16 protein-coding genes are annotated in these 18,013 nt (G+C 50.8%); 7 read left to right on the forward strand and 9 right to left on the reverse strand.

Annotated features, from left to right (window positions below; genetic code table 11):
* Position 1: 1 nt before the first annotated feature.
* Positions 2 to 1,549, reverse strand: coding sequence for a type VI secretion system contractile sheath large subunit (gene tssC / locus ACZRKO_RS01625; RefSeq protein ID WP_463735533.1), 1,548 nt, complete (start codon positions 1,547 to 1,549; stop codon positions 2 to 4).
* Between the two features lie 29 nt (positions 1,550 to 1,578).
* Entirely contained in the window at positions 1,579 to 2,076 is a 498-nt protein-coding gene (tssB, locus tag ACZRKO_RS01630) for a type VI secretion system contractile sheath small subunit (protein ID WP_463735534.1), read from the reverse strand.
* Between the two features lie 692 nt (positions 2,077 to 2,768).
* Here tssB and ACZRKO_RS01635 point away from each other — a divergent pair.
* The 4 genes from ACZRKO_RS01635 (at position 2,769) to ACZRKO_RS01650 (ending at position 5,612) form a co-directional block, all read left to right on the forward strand.
* Positions 2,769 to 3,332, forward strand: coding sequence for a YagU family protein (locus ACZRKO_RS01635; RefSeq protein WP_463735535.1), 564 nt, complete (start codon positions 2,769 to 2,771; stop codon positions 3,330 to 3,332).
* A gap of 127 nt (positions 3,333 to 3,459) precedes the next feature.
* Positions 3,460 to 3,696 carry a putative hemolysin gene (locus ACZRKO_RS01640; protein WP_463735536.1) on the forward strand — a complete coding sequence of 79 codons (237 nt, stop codon included), beginning with the start codon at positions 3,460 to 3,462 and terminating at the stop codon, positions 3,694 to 3,696.
* A gap of 290 nt (positions 3,697 to 3,986) precedes the next feature.
* Positions 3,987 to 5,291 carry an Nramp family divalent metal transporter gene (locus ACZRKO_RS01645; protein WP_463735537.1) on the forward strand — a complete coding sequence of 435 codons (1,305 nt, stop codon included), beginning with the start codon at positions 3,987 to 3,989 and terminating at the stop codon, positions 5,289 to 5,291.
* Between the two features lie 81 nt (positions 5,292 to 5,372).
* The gene (locus tag ACZRKO_RS01650) at positions 5,373 to 5,612 is read left to right on the forward strand and encodes a hypothetical protein (RefSeq protein ID WP_463735538.1); all 240 of its coding nucleotides are present in this window, start codon (positions 5,373 to 5,375) and stop codon (positions 5,610 to 5,612) included.
* A gap of 57 nt (positions 5,613 to 5,669) precedes the next feature.
* On the opposite strand, the gene ACZRKO_RS01655 is transcribed toward ACZRKO_RS01650, so the two are convergent.
* Positions 5,670 to 7,169: an MFS transporter gene (locus ACZRKO_RS01655; protein ID WP_463735539.1), complete on the reverse strand. Its 1,500-nt coding sequence runs from the start codon at positions 7,167 to 7,169 to the stop codon at positions 5,670 to 5,672.
* Positions 7,170 to 7,287: 118 nt separating this feature from the next.
* Here ACZRKO_RS01655 and ACZRKO_RS01660 point away from each other — a divergent pair, with 118 nt between their 5' ends.
* From ACZRKO_RS01660 to ACZRKO_RS01670, 3 genes are all read left to right on the forward strand, one after another.
* A complete protein-coding gene (locus ACZRKO_RS01660; protein ID WP_463735540.1) occupies positions 7,288 to 7,839 on the forward strand; it encodes a TetR/AcrR family transcriptional regulator in 552 nt (183 codons plus the stop codon).
* Between the two features lie 717 nt (positions 7,840 to 8,556).
* Positions 8,557 to 9,786, forward strand: coding sequence for an OprD family outer membrane porin (locus ACZRKO_RS01665; protein ID WP_463735541.1), 1,230 nt, complete (start codon positions 8,557 to 8,559; stop codon positions 9,784 to 9,786).
* Between the two features lie 25 nt (positions 9,787 to 9,811).
* Positions 9,812 to 10,609 carry a histidine phosphatase family protein gene (locus ACZRKO_RS01670; RefSeq protein ID WP_463735542.1) on the forward strand — a complete coding sequence of 266 codons (798 nt, stop codon included), beginning with the start codon at positions 9,812 to 9,814 and terminating at the stop codon, positions 10,607 to 10,609.
* 87 nt (positions 10,610 to 10,696) lie between these two features.
* On the opposite strand, the gene ACZRKO_RS01675 is transcribed toward ACZRKO_RS01670, so the two are convergent.
* The 6 genes from ACZRKO_RS01675 to ACZRKO_RS01700 form a co-directional block, all read right to left on the reverse strand.
* On the reverse strand, positions 10,697 to 11,986 hold the full coding sequence (locus tag ACZRKO_RS01675; RefSeq protein WP_463735543.1) for an MFS transporter: 1,290 nt from the start codon (positions 11,984 to 11,986) through the stop codon (positions 10,697 to 10,699).
* Between the two features lie 141 nt (positions 11,987 to 12,127).
* The gene (locus ACZRKO_RS01680; protein WP_463735544.1) at positions 12,128 to 13,153 is read right to left on the reverse strand and encodes a Zn-dependent oxidoreductase; all 1,026 of its coding nucleotides are present in this window, start codon (positions 13,151 to 13,153) and stop codon (positions 12,128 to 12,130) included.
* 11 nt (positions 13,154 to 13,164) lie between these two features.
* On the reverse strand, positions 13,165 to 14,379 hold the full coding sequence (gene manD, locus ACZRKO_RS01685) for a D-mannonate dehydratase ManD (protein ID WP_463735545.1): 1,215 nt from the start codon (positions 14,377 to 14,379) through the stop codon (positions 13,165 to 13,167).
* Positions 14,380 to 14,580: 201 nt separating this feature from the next.
* Entirely contained in the window at positions 14,581 to 15,480 is a 900-nt protein-coding gene (gene yegS, locus ACZRKO_RS01690) for a lipid kinase YegS (protein ID WP_463737437.1), read from the reverse strand.
* A gap of 534 nt (positions 15,481 to 16,014) precedes the next feature.
* Positions 16,015 to 17,397 (reverse strand): prephenate-dependent tRNA uridine(34) hydroxylase TrhP, encoded by a 1,383-nt coding sequence (gene trhP, locus ACZRKO_RS01695; RefSeq protein ID WP_463735546.1) that lies wholly within the window; start codon positions 17,395 to 17,397, stop codon positions 16,015 to 16,017.
* Between the two features lie 171 nt (positions 17,398 to 17,568).
* Positions 17,569 to 17,910, reverse strand: a complete 342-nt coding sequence (locus ACZRKO_RS01700) for a YegP family protein (RefSeq protein ID WP_463735547.1) — start codon at positions 17,908 to 17,910, stop codon at positions 17,569 to 17,571.
* Positions 17,911 to 18,013 lie beyond the last annotated feature (103 nt).

The raw sequence follows: 18,013 nt of genomic DNA on the forward strand, positions 1-18,013 counted from the left end.
CTTATGCTTTCGCTTTAGGCATCTGAGAAACCAACGACAGATTCACGTCCATGCCTTCGACCTGGAAGTGTGGCACTGCGTAGAGTTTCACGCGGAAGAAGCCCGGGTTGTCCTCGATATCTTCTACGGTCACTTTGGCATCGCGCAGCGGGTGGGAAGCTTGCAGGTCATCGCCCGGATCGGTCATCTCAGTCACCAGCGTGCGGACCCAGGTATTCAGTTCCAGCTCCAGCAGGCGGCGATCTTTGGTGGTGCCGATGTTTTCGCGTTGGATCAGTTTCAGGTAATGCGCGATGCGTGACAGCAGGAAGATGTACGGCAGACGGGCGTTGATGCGGCTGTTGGCCGTGGCATCTGCGGTGTCATACAGCGCCGGTTTCTGCGCCGAGTTGGCGGAGAAGAAGCACGAGTAGTCGCGGTTTTTGTAGTAAGACAGTGGGATGAAACCCAGGTTGGCAAACTCAAATTCGCGGGTTTCAGGGATCATCACTTCGGACGGGATTTTCACCTGATTGCCGGTGCCGAGGTCATACAGGTGGATCGGCAGGTCAGTGACCGCGCCGCCAGCCTGTGGGCCACGGATCTGTACACACCAGCCGTTTTTGATGAAGCTTTTCACCATGTTGGCCGCAAACGAGAACGCGGCGTTGGTCCACAGGTATTTTTCGTGATCCGGGCCTTTCACTTCTTCAACGTAGTTGAAGCTGCGAACCGGCACAGTGTCCGGGCCATAAGGCAGACGGCCGAGCACGCGCGGCATGGTCAGGCCGATATAGCGGGAGTCATCGGAGTCACGGAAGGATTTCCATTTGATGTACTCGGCGCGGTCAAAGTAGTTACCAATGTCTTTAATGGCCGCGACGTCTTCCATGGAGTCTTTGAGGAAGAATTTCGGGCCAACCGAGCCGACGAATGGCATGTGTGCCGCCGCAGACACTTTCGAAATATTACGCAGCAGTGCGATGTCTTGTGCACTCGCATCAAATTCGTAGTTGGAGATCACCGAACCGATCGGCTCGCCGCCCGGAGTGTCATATTCCTGAATGTAGGTATGACGGTACAGGCCGCTCTGAATAATTTCGGGGCAATCTTCGAAGTCCTGACGCAGGTCGTCTTTGGAGACGTCCAGCAGTTCGATTTTTACGTTCTGACGGAAATCAGTACGGTCGATCAGGAACTTCAGGCCACGCCAGCCGGATTCAACGCGCTGGAAATCAGGATGATGCATGACCACGTCCAACTGACGGCTGATTTGCTCGTCGAGCATGGCGATATGGCCGTCCAGCAGGGTTTTATCCAGACGTTCTACTTTCTGGCCTGACTGCTTCAGGCGCTCAAGGAACACCTGTACCGCGGCGGTTACGCGCTCGTCGGTGGTGACGTCAGACATCGCCTGGTTGTCCTGGAAGACGTTCACGTCGCCCAGCGAGGAGACCGGAGTCAGGTTGATTTTTTCAAATAATGACGCGTAAACACTTCCTGCGTCGGCATGTTCCAGCACGGTAGTGCGGCTTTCTTGACTATTTTCTGTGTTAACAGACATAAGCATCGTCTCAGGTTAATCCGGTTCAGGAAGGGTTAAGCATTTTTCGGGGCAAGAGCCGCCAGTTCGTTACGTAAGTCGTCGCTCAGCGTGTCATCTTTAAGGATGGTTTCGAGCTCTTTACGGAAGGTGGCGTTGTCTAAAAGATTGGATTTGAGGTCGCGTAATAAATTACGCATGGCGAGCATGGCGCGAAGTTGTGGGATCTGACGGGCAACCTGCTCAGGTTCGAAATCTTTCATTTCGGTAAAGGAGAGTCTGAGGCTTTCTTCGCTGCGATCACCTGCCAGTGTATTTTCAACGGTCAGGTTCAATGACGGGCTGAATTCGGCCAGCACGCTGTTAAAGTTATTCTTATTAATGTTCACTTTTTCGCGTTCAGATAACGGGCGATTTTCTTTGCCGTTGCTGTAGTCGCCCATCACCATGAGCTTTAATGGCAGTTCGATTTTTTTCTGTGCGCCACCGGTGTGCAGGTCAAGTTTTATATTAACGCGCGCTTTGGGTATCTCATTTTGGAAGCTGTTAGACATTGCTAATTCCCTGCTTGTAGTTAGGGCGGTATATATTTTTGCGACAAGCAGAAAAGTGAGAGCGCTGCTTCCTGCAAGGCCACAAATGGAGTTAAAGTAAGACACGCTCATTGCTAATGCGGCTAATGAATGTCTTACCGGCGCATGATATTCCTTAACTCAAATTAATCAATGCTGGCAGTGAGGGTAAAGTGTCTATAGCGTTTTATCTGAAAGGTGTTTCTGCTGATTTCTAGAGAGTATTTAGAAAGAAATTTATTTATAAATCATTTAAATTCAATGGTTTGATTTTATTTCACATGTGATTTATTGTTTGCAAGTTCAAGGAGGGAATTGATAATTAATTTTTTTAAAAAAAATATGTTTAATTATTTTAATTCCTCAATTTTTAAGAATTTTCTTTAAGATTTTTCCTTCGTTTTTATGGGTCTTCCGTGATTTGTAGGAATATTCTGTTATTTATATAGAAAATTCATTACTCAGGTGTATTGATGTGTGTATTAATATCAATTAGGGTGATGTTACGTCCATAAGCAGCAAGCTTGAAGAATGATGCAATATCACTATCACTGCGCCGTACAGTCATGCTTTGGTTTTCTTATTTATAAAAAAACTAAAGAGTGATCAAGATCAAATGTATAAAATTGTAACGTATTAATCTCTCGCGACATTAATCTAACCGTGGGTGATTTATGAAAATTAAAGATTTTTTCGTCATGACAGCTCCAAAAAGACGCAGATACGGCGTGGCTTTATTTGTCGGTATGATATCCGGGCTGATGTCTGCATTTGTTAAATGGGGGGCAGAAGTTCCGCTTCCACCCCGTACGTTCTCCGGTGGACGTGATGCGTTTAACCCGCCGTTCCTGTTCCTGAGAGACTATCTGGGTATCGATCCTACTCAGGCGGTTTACCACTTCTCCGAGCACATCATTAACCCTGTCCATATCACCCACATCATTTTCTCTCTGGTCTTCGCGATTGGCTATTGCCTGGTGGCGGAAGTTTTCCCGAAAGTAAAATTATGGCAGGGCGCGATGGCGGGGATTGTTGCCACCATTGCTGTTCACTGGATCAGTTTCCCTCTGCTGGGGCTGACGCCGCCGTTATCCGGACTTCCGCTGGATGAGTATGTGTCAGAACTGGTTGGCCATATTTTCTGGTTCTGGGCGATTGAGATGATTCGCCGTGACCTGAGAAACAGAATCACGCATGAACCTGATGCAGAAGTGCCTCTGAATTCGCCATTCCGTTAATCCTCTGCTGTTCGAATCAGGCCTGCCCTTGTACACCGGCGGGCTTTTTAATGTCTCGGTCCAGTTCTGCTGTTACTCTGATCTTATCAATCGGGCATTTATCGACCCGCATTTTGCAGGAGTTACGATGAAAATATTACTGATCGCCATGCTGGCATGTGTTCTGGTGGGATGTACGCAACCTCAGGAACCCCTGGGTGCGCAGAAGGCCATTGGCATGGCGAACCCGGCTGCAGTTTATTGCCATGAAAAGGGCGGTCAGTCACAAAACGTGCAGACCAGCGCTGGCGTCCGCGCGGATTGTCTGCTGCCCGGTGGCGAAAGAATTGATGAGTGGGACCTGTATCGCAGAGACCATAAATAAAGCCCTGACTGGCGGGACAGGCTCACTTCGGTGGGCCTTTTTTATGGGCCATGCCTGCGTATTGAGAAGGGACAGTGGTCTTTGTCGCATCGTTTTTGACACAACGGCACAATACTTTATGGCCTGAGGTTTCCCCCTGTCAGACAGCACGTCATATTTTGATACAGAATGGCGTAATTTGACCTCAAACTAAGCTTGTCCTATAGAGTATAGCCAGTGCTATATTCGAAGTCAGAGAATGAAAATCAAACAACATAATAATAATTCAACCACACAGGGTAAGAACAAGTATGCGCGAAGTGAATCCCTCTTCCTCACTGACTGAGCGAACTAACGAAGCCATTGGTAACGCGCTCTCCGGGCGAAAGCGCGGGATGATGACGCCGCTGCTGTTTGCCGGGCCAGCAGTGATCGCCTCGATTGCTTATATGGATCCGGGTAATTTCGCCACTAACATTCAGGCTGGTTCGAAATACGGCTATACGCTGTTGTGGGTGGTGGTGATGGCCAACCTCATAGCTATGCTGTTTCAGGCGCTGTCGGCCAAACTGGGCATCGTCACCAATAAAAATTTGGCTGAGATGTGTCGCGAACAGTTCCCGCAGCCGGTGGTTTGGGGAATGTGGGGCGTCAGTGAAGTCGCGGCGATGGCGACTGACTTAGCCGAGTTTCTCGGCGGTGCGATTGCACTCTCTTTGCTGTTTCATATGCCCCTGCTGGCAGGTATGGGAGTGACGGCCCTCATTACCTACGCATTATTGATGGTGGAAAAACGCGGATTTCGCCCGCTTGAGCTGATGATTGGCGGGTTGGTGGCGGTGATTGCGCTCTGCTATCTGGTGGAGATGTTTATCGTGCCGGTGGACTGGGCTGCGGCCGGCATGGGAATGATTATGCCGCAATTACCCGATGCACAGGCGCTGACGATTTCGGTTGGGATCATCGGTGCGACGGTGATGCCACACGCTATTTTCCTGCATTCGGGTCTTACTCAGCACCGTACCCATGTTAAAAACCAGGGGGAGCGCCGTAAGCTGCTGCGCTTTTCCAATATCGAAGTGGTGATTGCCCTGACAGTGGCGGGTTTGGTGAATATTGCAATGGTGATTATGGCTTCCAGCGCGTTTCATGCTGGTCACAGCGACGTGGCTGAAATCGAAACGGCTTATCATACGCTGACTCCTCTGCTGGGTATTGGCGCGGCAGGTGTGTTCCTGCTCTCACTGATTGCCTCCGGGATCTCCAGTTCTGTCGTCGGTACCATGGCTGGTCAGATGATCATGCAGGGGTTTGTTGGTTTTCGCATTCCGGTCTGGCTGCGCCGCCTGGTGACGATGGTCCCGGCTTTCATTGTGGTGGCGATGGGCGTGAATGCCACTGATGCACTGGTTTATAGTCAGGTGGTCCTGAGTCTGGCACTGCCGGCACCGATGATTGCCCTGGTGATGTTCACCCGTCGTCGTGACATCATGGGTGAATTCGTTAACAGCCGTCTGACCGTGGTTGTCTCCACCGTAGGTACGGTTATTATCATTGGCTTGAACATCGTATTGCTATTGCAGATTTTCGGGGTGAATATTCCGGGTCTTGGATAAGCGAAGGGGGCTTAGGGCTTTTTAAAGCCAGGAATTCTCCTGTAGCATCAGTGATCTGCTAGCCAAAGAACGTGAGGGTCTATGAAGCTACTTAAAAATGAAATGGAATACCGCATCTGGATGTTAGAAGACTTTCTCGAGGCTAAAAGTTTAAGCTCGGAAGATCAGGAGCGGGAACTGCTGCGACAGATGCCGGAAAAATTCCCCTGCATCGCCAGCGTAGTGAAAGCGCCAAACGACGCACAAACAGAAACGGTGAAGTTTTTATCCCCTGAGCAAATCGCGCAATGGTCCACTGAAATGGGTAAAACTAAACGTTAACAACGTGAAGTGGCATTCCGCTAATGATGCCGTCCAACATAGCGGAATGCCTCGATATCAGCCTGCCAGATAATGGGCTTTCAGCCGCTTACGCAGCAGGCAACCCAACACCAGCACCGTGGCACTGATTAACAGCGCCGCAGAGATCAGCACCGCGAGAAATGCCTGATCAAAGGCCGTGCGGGCCAGTTGGGTTAATAACGTCGCATCGCCCTGATTCATTCCACCGGCAATGCGCAGGGCTTCATCCAGACTGTCATAGACCAGATCTCCGGCGGGAAGTGTGTCTGGCAAAATCAGGCTGCGGCTGTAGACGGCACTCATCAGGCCGCCGAGCAGCGTCACGCCGAGTACGCCGCCCATCTCCCACGACACATCTTCAATTGCGGCGACCATGCCCGCTTTTTCTTCAGGCGCGTTGAGCATTATGGCTGTCGATGCTGCGGTGATTGCGCCGCCAAGCCCGAGTCCAAGAACAAACAGGCAGATCAGCTGAAGGGCAATGTGGCTTTCAAACACGATGGCAAGACAGCCAATACCCAGCGCAGTGAGGGTAAATCCGCCCACGATAATCCGGCGTTCGCCAAAGCGGGGCAGCATCATTCCGGCCCAAGGACCGGCCAGCGCGGAAGCAACTGGAATAGGCAAAATGAACAGTGCCGCCATCAGCGGAGTTAACCCCAGCACCAGCTGTAAACGCTGAGTCAGCACGAGTTCAACGCCAATCAGCGCAATCATGGAGATAATCGCCACGGCAACGCCGCTGGCAAAAGCGGGATTGCGGAACAGCGAGAAATCGATCATCGGATAGACGGCTCTTTTTTGCCGGCGGGCAAACAGAGTCAGAAACAGCACGCCGATAGCCGCCGCGATGGCCAGGGCAGGCATCGAGGATACCGGTTTACTTAGCTCTTTCAGCGCGTAAATCACCCCGACCAGACCCAGCATAATTTGTGCGGAACCGACGAGATCATAAGGGCGATCCGGATTTCCACCACGGTCTGGAATAAGTTTCCAGGCGAAAGGGATCACGAACAGGACGACCGGCACGTTGACCAGAAAAACGGATCCCCACCAGAAATACTCCAGCAAAACGCCACCAACTACCGGGCCGAGTGCGGCAGCCCCTGAAGCTACGGCGGCCCAAATGCCGATAGCCAGCGCGCGTTCGCGCTCATCGGTGAAGACGTGACGTACAATCGAGAGCGTCGCGGGCATCATCATGGCAGCGCCGATGGCTAGGAAGGCGCGGGATGCAATTAAGAGCTCTGCTGATGGTGAGAACGCAGCGCATAGCGACGCTACGGCAAAGACCGGCAGACCTGCCATAAATAAACGCTTGTGACCGAGACGATCGCTCAGCATCCCCGCACCGGGCAGTAAACCAGCGACGACAAGAGGATAAGCGTTAACGATCCACAGTTTCTCTGACGCTGTGGCATCCAGTGCCAGCGTGAGTCGTGGCAGGGCGGTATATAAAACAGTCATATCGACAATGATTAAAAACAGTGTGCTGGTGATGATTGCCAGTATCAGCCAGCGGTTATTGGCGTGCATAATAGAGTCTCTGAAAAAGGGCGGTCCGGTTGAGCCGCCACGCTGCCACCAGGGTGTTTGTGCAATGGTGTGCTATAAATAATATAAATCCATACGTATGTATTGAAAAGGTCTTTTTATGGGACGTCAACGTAGCATCGACCGCGATAAGGTTCTGGATGCCGCTGAAGAGATCGTTGCCAGGCAGGGTGCTGCGGGCTTAACCATTGATTCTGTGGCAAAAGCGATGGGTATATCGAAGGGCGGGGTGCAGTATTGCTTTGGAAATAAAAATGCTCTGATTGACGCCATGTTTGAACGCTGGGGTAAAGCCTATGACTCTGTTTTTGAGAGTATCGCCGGTGATTCGCCTTCTCCCGTCACCACCGTTCAGGCTCATATGCAGGCCACCCGTAACTCTGATCAGGTCTCAAGCGCCAAGGCGGCCGCACTCATGGCGATGCTGATCCAAACGCCGGAACATCTGGAAAGTTCGCGCGAGTGGTACCGCAGCCGGATCGCCGGTCTCGATTTAACCACGACGGAGGGTAAAAAAGCCCGTCTGGCTTTTCTGGCGACGGAAGGGGCATTCATGCTGCGCTTCTTTGGGCTGATGGATATTGGTGAGCAGGAGTGGGATGAGATGTTCAGTGATATCAACGGGGTTATTTTGGGCAGCGCGAAAGTGTAAATCAGCAGACAACGGGGCGGGAAGTTAATGTGGAACACTTCCCCCATTGATTCAATAATCATCTTCAGCATCTTTTGCTGCAGAACGTATCACCAGACCCGCAATCACGGCGATGAACACGAAAACGCCTATCACTATGAGCACTATCTTCATCGGAAACCATTTTCTGATAAGTGTTTGGCGGATGCCTAATTTTAGCTTCAATTAACTGAAAGCGCGGCGATTTTTTAGTAACAGTAGGTAACCACCTTGTGGAGTAGAACGACCACTTGAAGGCAATTATTTGAGGTGGATCCTGTTATTGGAAAGGGTCATTCAGCTTTTATCCGCATGGGTAATTTTCGAGTAAATCACCGCCATTTATATTATTGCCTTCTTTCAGAGTATTCTCCGCGTCGTTCCTGAGAAATGAGATTCATATCTCATTCCGGCAATATACCTGGAATAACGGATGTAAATACGTGTTTTTAAAAATCAGGTTAGGTATATTCGCCGCAGTGGATTGTTACCGTTAAGTCGGGCAAAACCCGAAATGAGATCGTCCGGATTCATCAGGATGTCGTCATTTCGGGTTTTTTTGTTTTTAAAATCCACTCGCTGGGAAGAAGTATTGATACAAAACGAAAAATAACCACAGGGAGTGATAAAGTTATGAGGAAGTTTAAATTTTATTTTATTTTTGGTGTGTTAGGACTACCTGCCTATGCAGCAGCATCCGTGGCTGATATTAAAGAGTCGAGTTTTGTTAAAGACAGTTCTCTGGAGTTAGGTACCCATAATATCCTGAAGTATCTTGACGAGGGCGAAAGCGGCAAGCGTAATGTGCATGAAGCATGGGGGCAGGGTGTCTCCCTGGATTATAAATCGGGTTACATTAATAATTTTATTGGGATTGACGGGTCATACTACGGGGTCATCAAACTGGCCGCAGCGGATAATTTTGCCTCCAGAGGGATCCTTTATAACGATAATGGCCAGGCCAGCGGCTTTAATAAAGTGGGACAGCTTTACGGCAAAGCGAAGTTCTCCGAATCCGGCATTGACGGTAATCTCTACGGCGGCTGGAAACTGTTAAAACTGGGCGTGCTGACCACATCGATGCGCGCAGCGCCCAATACCTATCAGGGTGTCAGCGGGGATGTGACCTGGGACGCCTACCGCTTGCGAATGGCCTATGTCGATAAATCCTCCAACCGTGACTCGCCGGATAAAGTGCATTTTACGACCAGCGACGGTAAGCAAATCGATTCTATTTATACCGGTGATCTGCAATATAAATCCGACACCCTGACCGCATTGTATTTGTACGGCGAAAGTGAAGATTATTTGCGACGTAATGGCGTTGAACTGGCCCTGAAACAGGGTAAATCCTTAGCCTATGGTATGCAAATTTATACCACCGACACGCTGGATAAATATGACAGCATGAAGGCCAGCAAAAAAGACTTTGATTCCAGCGCCACCCATTATGCCGTTGACATGACCTGGAAGCCGGGTAACTGGATCATTAAACCGGGTTTCGAATATACACAGGCGCATAAAACCGATGGCATAGGACAATTCCCGCGGCATATGAGTAAAAACTCAAGAGGTACTTTTAATTCCATGGCATATGCAGGCCTCGACTATATGCGCGATGAAGAAAAGGTGATCTCATTTGATATGGGTTATAACGTCACGCCTGATTTCTTAGTTGGAATAAATACCCATTACGGATTCTTTGATTATAAAGGGCAGGCAGTCAAAGAGGGCGAGTTTAACGTCTATACATTGTGGAAACCGTCTTCACCAGCACTTAAGAATTTGTCTGTTTTCACGCTGGCAGGGCCGGGGCGCACCTTCGAACATAACGGTACAACGCCGATTGAGGACAGCAACGGCATTATTAAGAAAACCAACAGCATGGCGTATGAATTCCGCATTGATTATAAATTCAATATTTTCTGATGTATTCACTGATAAGGAATAAACAATGAAAAAGCACATGATGGCTGCACTGACGCTAATGACGCCGCTCTTTTTCTCGCCACTACAGGCCGCGCAGGCGCAGGCTGACAGTCAGGGACCTGTCGCTCAGCAGCAGGGCGAAGTTACGTTTTACGTCACGCGTCATGGTAAAACCATGTTTAATACCGCGCACCGTATGCAGGGCTGGTCGGATACGCCGCTGACGGCTGCCGGTGTGGACGTTGCCACCCAGTTGGGAAAGGGCCTCAAGGAGGTGCCGTTTACGGCGGTCTATTCCAGTGATGCTGGCCGTGCGCGGGAAACAGCCAAATTAGTACTGGCGGCGGCCGGGCAATCCAAACCGATTATTGAAGAGTCTTCCCTGCGTGAAACCTGTTTTGGCTCCTTTGAAGGAACGCTGGAATCGGTAACCTGGGCGCCTGTAGCAAAAAAGCTGGGATACAAAGATTTTGAATCGATGGGGCAGGCGTTGGGTAAAAGTGAGATCACGCTGGACCAGATGATGGATACTCTGGCGGCCACAGACCCGAGTGGTCAGACAGAAAACGCCGCTCAGGTGCGTACCCGTATGCAAAATGAGCTACGTACTATTGCCGAAAAAGTCAGTGCAGACGGCGGTGGCAACGTGCTGGTGGTATCGCACGGTATGGCGATCCTGACCATGCTGAAAGGTTGGGCGCCTGCCGATCAACTTCGTGAACCCCTCAAGAATGCCAGCGTCACTAAAGTCACCTACCACAACGGCAAATTCACCGTCGGTCAGGTGGGGGATATGAGCTACGTTGAAAAAGGTAGGCAGTAAGCGCTAGCGGTTGAAAAAGAGCGAACCGTAAGAAAACCAACGCCTTCTGAATACAGAAGGCGTTTTTATTGCTGTGTGGGGTTTGATTTACAGCTGGGTCACGCCGTTAACCGGCAGGTGCTTGGGCGGTTTAATCACAAAGAACACCAGAATAGCCCCGAGTGCGGCGACGCCACCGGCAAGGATAAAGGCGCTGTCGAAGCGGCCTGTATTCTGCACGATGAAACCTGTCACTACCGGGCCGATGATGCCTGACACGCTGCCAACCAGATGGATAAATCCGCTGGTGCCACCAACGCGTGATTTATGCACCACATCCTGAATAATCGCCCAGTAAATAGCACCGGTGGTATAGAGGAAGAAAATGGAAATAGACATCAGCACAACGGCAGGTACTACGCTGGTGACAACACCGGCCAGAGCCACACAAATGGCTGCTGCTAACAGGCTGACCACCAATATTATTTTTCGCGACAATAACAGGCGGCCGGTAATATTGAAGATCCTATCGGAAATAATGCCGCCGAGTGCCAGACCCACAAAACCGACAATCCACGGGATCACCGTCGTCAGGCTCATTTCTTTAATATTCAGACCGTGTGCCTGCACCAGATAAGCCGGGAACCAGCTCAGGAAGAAGAATAAAATATAGTTGTAGCAGAAGAAGGCGAAGGCGGTGACCAGAATAATGGGCTGGCGCAAATAATAACCTAACCCGTGCGCGGCCTGGGCTAAATCCTCTTCTTTAGTGAGATGTTCATTCTTCATCTCTTCGATTAAACGCAGTTCGTTTTGCGTGACGCGTTTACTTTTCAGCGGATTATCAGCCACGGTGAAGAACCAGATAAGCATCCAGACAATCCCGATAGACGCGATGACCATAAATGCCGGGCGCCAGCCAAAAGAGATCGCCAGATAGCCGACAATCGGGCCTGCGACTGCGCCGCCGAGTGGTGAGCCTGCGCTCAGTAACCCCATCGCGGTGGCGGCCTGTTTCTTCGGGAACCAGCCATTAATCATCTTGTTCGCCGACGCACAAATTGGTCCTTCAGCCATGCCAAATAAAACCCGCAGAATCAGCATGGAATAAAAGCCGGTGGCGATGGCGGTCATTCCGCAAAACAGTGACCAGAGACCGACGGCGAGGCCCATCACAATGGTCGGGCCAAATTTATCGACGGCCAAACCGCCGAGGAAATTAAATATGGCATAACCAAAGAAGAAGCTTCCAAATATCATGCCGAATTGTTCCGGATTAATCGTCAGCTCTTTTTCTATCATCGGTACAGTAATCGACAGCGCAACGCGGTCGAGGTAATTAATCATGTAGACCATAAATAATAGGAATACGATGACCCAACGTAGGTTTTTAAACATAGGTGCTCCACTGAGTGTTTAATGTCATTTTTATCGTGTTGCGTTTTGTAGGGTATTTAAAAACGGGTGATATAAGTGAAAAAATAAGAAGGATGAAAAATCATCCCTCTTTTATAACGGCTTAACGAATTAAGCTCGTGGTCAGACATCCATTGGGAACTTCAGCAGGACTTTGCAACAGGCGCGCGGGTCGTTGGCGAATAAATCCATCGCGTTTTCAACTTTTGCGGCGGGCATCAGGTGCGTCACTAGTTTTTGTGGGTCAATTTTTCCCTCTTCCATCCATTGAATGACTTGCGGGAAACGGTGGCTGTTCAGGCGCGATGAAAACAGGGAGATCTCTTTGCTGGTAATACTTTGCTGGGTGACGCTGCTGGCTTCGCCGGAGAAGCCCATCATGCCGATCCTCGCCGCCGGTGAGGCCAGCAGAATCGCTTCCTGTAAAATCGCCGGATGGCAGGCCGCATCAATCACCAGCGTCGGGCGTATGCCGTCAGCGGCAAGTACATCGGCCACAGACTGTTGCTGATTATTGATGGTCTGGTCTGCGCCGCTCAGTTTTGCCATTGTCAGACGTTCGTCAATGCGGTCTGCCACGATGACTTTAGTCACGCCATAGACGCCTTTCAGCACCTGAATAACCGTTAGCCCCATCGGCCCGGCACCGTAAACCAGCGCGGTATCCTGTGGTTGTGGTTTCAGAAATGCGGTGATGTTTGCGGCAATTGTAAAGGGTTCCACCATACTGGCCAGCTCGTCGGGAATGGCGGCCGGAACCAGGTAGGCATTGGCGGCCGGTGCGCAGGCGTAGTCACTGAAGCCACCGTCACGGTGCACGCCGATAACCTGTAATTCGGTACAAACGTTCGGCCTGCCGATGGAGCAGGGATAGCAATGGCCGCAGCTGACCACCGGGTCGACTACAACGCGCTCACCAATGCGGCGGGCATCGACGCCGTCACCCACGCCGTCAATGAGCCCGAAAAATTCATGCCCAATCACCCGTGGGTATTTCGCAAACGGATTATGGCCGTGATGGATATGAACATCGGAGCCGCAGATCCCGGCGTAACTGACTTTTACGCGGATTTCACCGGCGGCCGGTTGCGGCAGCGGGCGTTCTTCAATGACCAGTTTGCCTGGTTGCTTTATGACGACGCTTTTCATTTTCGATTCCCTTACCAGTTCCACAGTGTGCCGTCTTCCAGACGAGCCACCGGCAGATGCGCCGGTTCGTACGGATATTTAGCCGCCAGTTTTTCGTCAAAATCGATGCCCAGCCCCGGTTTTTCGCCCGGATGCATGTAGCCGTCATTAAAGGTCCAGTTATGCGGGAAGACTTCCAGCATCTGCTCGGAATAACCCATGTATTCCTGTACGCCGAAGTTAGGTACCCACAGATCAAAGTGCAGCGCGGCGGCCATGCAAATCGGAGAAAGATCCGACGGGCCGTGCGAGCCCGTACGTACCTGATACAACGAGGCGAAATCGGCAATACGGCGCATACCCGTAATGCCGCCCGCATGGGTCAGGGTGGTGCGGATATAATCGATCAACTGCTCTTCAATCAGCTGTTTGCAGTCCCAGATACTGTTGAACACTTCGCCGACCGCAATGGGTGTGACGGTATGCTGGCGGATCAGGCGGAAACACTCCTGGTTCTCAGCCGGCGTAGGATCTTCCATCCAGAACAGACGGTATTGTTCGATACTTTTGCCAAAGCGCGCGGCTTCAATCGGGGTCAGGCGGTGATGCATGTCGTGCAGTAAATGTTCGTCGAAGCCAAACTTATTGCGCACGGCCTCGAACAGTTTTGGTGTGAAATCGAGGTATTTTTCCGTCGACCACAGCTGCTCTTCCGGCCAGACGCCTTTCGTCGCTGGCTCGTAGGCCAGGCCTTTGCCCTTTGCCATTCCGTAGGTGGTTTTCATACCCGGCACGCCGCACTGCGCGCGGATCGCTTTGAACCCTAACGCTTTATGTTTGGCGTAGTCGTCCAGCACTTCATCGATGGAGTGGCCGGTGGTGTGACAATAAACCATCACGCCGGTGCGCGACGCGCCACCGAGCAACTGGTACAGCGGCATATTGGCGGCCTTGGCCTTGATGTCCCACAGCGCGATATCCACGGCGGAAATCGCCGACATAGTGACCGGCCCGCGACGCCAGTACGCCCCTTTGTAGAAGAACTGCCAGATGTCTTCGATCTGGTGGGCATCTCGGCCAATAAGTTGCGGGCAGACATGATCTTTCAGATAAGAGGCGACCGGAAGCTCACGGCCATTCAGGGTGGCGTCACCAATACCGGTCAGGCCGCTGTCAGTAGTAATTTTTAGCGTGACGAAATTACGGCCCGGGCAGGTAACAAACACTTCAGCGTTAACTATTTTCATCAATCAAACCTTTTGTGCAGAAATTAGGGCTCAGTTCATTGAGTGAAAATTACGCTTAATGCCAACTACCATACAAGTATGCGTGTCAAATTTTGCAGGAGGTGATCACAGTTTGTAGCGTAAAGGTGAAGGGAAGTGGAGAAGGAGGGGACTGGAATGACTCCCCGCCGGAGCAGGGAGCAGCAAAGCAAAGGTGTCGCTTTAGCCTAATACTGGGCATTGTGGTGGCAGGCGGCACCGGATCGCGTTGGGAATAACATCGATACGAAAATGGGTGCCGGCCAGGGGCTCGCCATCGAGGTTGAAAGTCATGTTGTGCGGTGCATTGATTTCCAGCCACGGAAGCGACGCTGAAATCACATTTTTGTTCTCTTCTTTATTGACCAGACTGCGGATAAATGACGGCAGTAGCTCTTCAGACGTCAGCAGGCGCAGCTGCAACAAACCATCATTGATCAGTGCATCAGGGCAGATCTGCTGGCCGCCACCGGCCTGACGCCCGTTGCCGATGCCAATTACCAGCGCATCTCCCGACCAGGAAAAATCAGGTCCGGTGATCTCGCAGCGATCGGCTTTGAGCGTATCCATCCGCAGCAGACCGTGAATGAAATAGGAGACTCCGCCGAGTGCAGACTTGAGTTTTTCCGGCGTTTCGGTGGTGATACGCGTGCCAAAACCGCCGGTTGCCATATTGATAAAGTAATGTTTGTCATTGACGCGGGCCAGATCGATTTCTACTGCACGGCCTTTTATCGCCAGCAGCAGTGCCTGATCAAGCGCAACGGGAATATCGCAACTGGTGGCAAAATCGTTGGCGGTGCCCATCGGTAATAACCCCAGCACCGGTCGTGGCCCTGCGGGCAAATTAACCAGCGCGGTGGCGACTTCATTAATTGTGCCGTCGCCGCCACCGGCAATGACGGTTTGGCAGCCCAATTCTACGGCTTCGGCCAGATAACGTGCAGCATCGCCATGCTCCCAGGTAACACGGACTTCAATCCGCGTTCCTTCTGCGCGTAAGCTATATATCGCTTCACGCAGCGCCTCATTACCTGCACCTTTTCCGTTTAAAATCAGTAGCGCGGCGGGCGTGTCGTTCATGCTTTCCTTCATGAATGGTCTCCTGTCTGTAACAAGGTTCAGACTTAAGCAGTAAAGATAGATGACAAACCATTGCTACGGCTATCGGAATAATCAGGTAATGAAGCAGAAAATGATGGCGTTATTAACTATGAAATAATAAGACGGAAATAGTTAATTATAAAGGCAGTTATTTCAATGAGTAGACTTAATTATAATTAGCGGTTAAGTTTATTTTGACTATTAATGCAATGACTCTATTTGCATTTCATAATGTAAAGAGAATGATTTCGTGTGTTAGTAATGTGTTGAAATAAAAAAGAAAAGCCAGCTCAAGGGAGATTGAGCCGGCCAAGGAGGTGGTTCTTTTTGATGTCCGATAATTTATTTATCATTCGTATAAATTGCGAAAAGGATAATAACGAAACAAAACGGGGGTGAATGTGACCGGTTTCTTATTTTTGATGTTATTATCTAAAAAAGAAGAATAAAAACGCCACCTAATGTGGCGTTTTTACCCATGCTCATCGGCAGCTATATCCAGATTTCACCCTGTCAGGATTTGGCGTGCGGATTGCGCGTGTCAGTCTTTTCCAGATTTCGCAATAAAATGGCGAACTCAAGGTCAATTTCTTCCGGCAGTGAAACATAAACTATGTGGCCGTTACCCGGCGCAACGTCCACCGGCTGACCTTTTTTATTGCGCAGCGCTGCAAGGGTAAATTGGACGTTGCCATTAGGCGTCATTATTTCCACGCTGTCACCCACGCTAAATTTGTTTTTGACGTCAATTTCCGCCCAGCCGTCAACACGCTGACCGGTAAATTCGCCCACGAACTGCTGGCGGTCACTGACTGAGAAACCGTACTCATAATTCTGTTGGGCATCGTGCGTGTGGCGGCGCAAAAAACCTTCGGTATAACCACGGTGAGCCAGCCCTTCGAGCGTGGTGAGCAACGTCGGGTCAAACGGTTTTCCGGCAACGGCGTCATCAATAGCGCGGCGATAAACCTGTGCGGTGCGGGCGCAATAATAGAAGGACTTGGTACGGCCTTCGATTTTCAGCGAATGCACGCCCATTTTTGTCAGACTCTCGACGTGCTGAATGGCGCGCAGATCCTTGGAATTCATGATGTAGGTGCCGTGCTCATCTTCGAACGCGCTCATGTATTCGCCTGGGTGCAGTGCCTCTTCGAGCATAAAGACTTCGCTGGTGGGCTGACCGATGCCGAGCGTGGGTTCTGGCGCGGCTTCCTCCGCAACCTGTTGCACCGGGATCGGTTCATATTGATGCACAATATTACCCAGATCGTCCTCTTTGCCGGGCTGAACTTTGTACTCCCAGCGGCAGGCATTGGTGCAGGTACCCTGATTCGGGTCGCGTTTGTTGATATAACCGGAGAGCAGGCAACGGCCAGAATACGCCATGCACAGTGCGCCATGAACGAAGATCTCAATCTCCATATCCGGCACCTGTGCGCGGATTTCGGCGATCTCATCCAGTGACAACTCACGCGATAAAATCACCCGCGTAAGCCCCATTTGCTGCCAGAATTTCACCGTGGCCCAGTTCACCGCATTAGCCTGTACCGACAGATGAATATCCATCTGCGGGAATGCTTCGCGCACCATCATAATCAGACCCGGATCAGACATGATCAGGGCGTCTGGCCCCATATTGATCACGGGTTGCAGATCACGCAGGAAGGTTTTCAGCTTGGCGTTATGCGGCGCAATATTTACCACCACATAGAATTTCTTACCCAGTTCGTGGGCTTCATTGATGCCAATGGCCAGATTCTGATGGTTGAATTCGTTATTACGCACACGCAGGCTGTAACGGGGCTGGCCGGCATAAACTGCATCTGCACCGTAAGCAAAGGCGTAGCGCATGTTCTTAAGCGAACCGGCCGGAGAGAGTAATTCCGGAGTAAACATAGTTATTCTCAGTCTGATAGCAAGTCAGGGCCGTCCCGAAGGGGGCGACGAAAGGCCCGGATTGTAACGCCTGAAAAGGTAAAAAGCAGCCAGTTAGTGTGGGTATTTGGGGGAAGTTGGGGCTAGATCAATTTAGCCCCTTATATGCGCAAGTGAGGAAAAGAGGAGTGGTCAATTCGCGGTCAGGTCTCGGATATCCGTTGAAGGTCCATTTTTACTGACGGAAGCAATCCCTTTATGGGCGGCAGCTTCGGTGGTGTACATCTCACTGACCCCGATAATCTGATGGTTTTTCGCTTTCAGCACGAAATAGTGCTGACCGTCTTTAGCCGGTTTGACTTCAAACTGTTTTTCATCGGTGGAGTTGGCTTGCACGGAGGCGATACCATTTTCCGCCGAGGCTTTGCTGGCATACATCTCGCTGGTGAGAATGATCTCTCCATTGCCAGCCTTCAGGTTAAAGTGAAACTGTCCGTTCTTCGCTTTCTTAAGTTCATAATGACCCGTCGCCATAGCAATCTCTCCTGTGAGTGAATTCATCCAGAGATAAGTGTAGTTAACGAAAGGTTTTTCGCAGCGCAACGGTCACAGGGTGGCGTTTTAATCTTTGAAACTG

The organism is Ewingella sp. C233 (assembly GCF_055407225.1).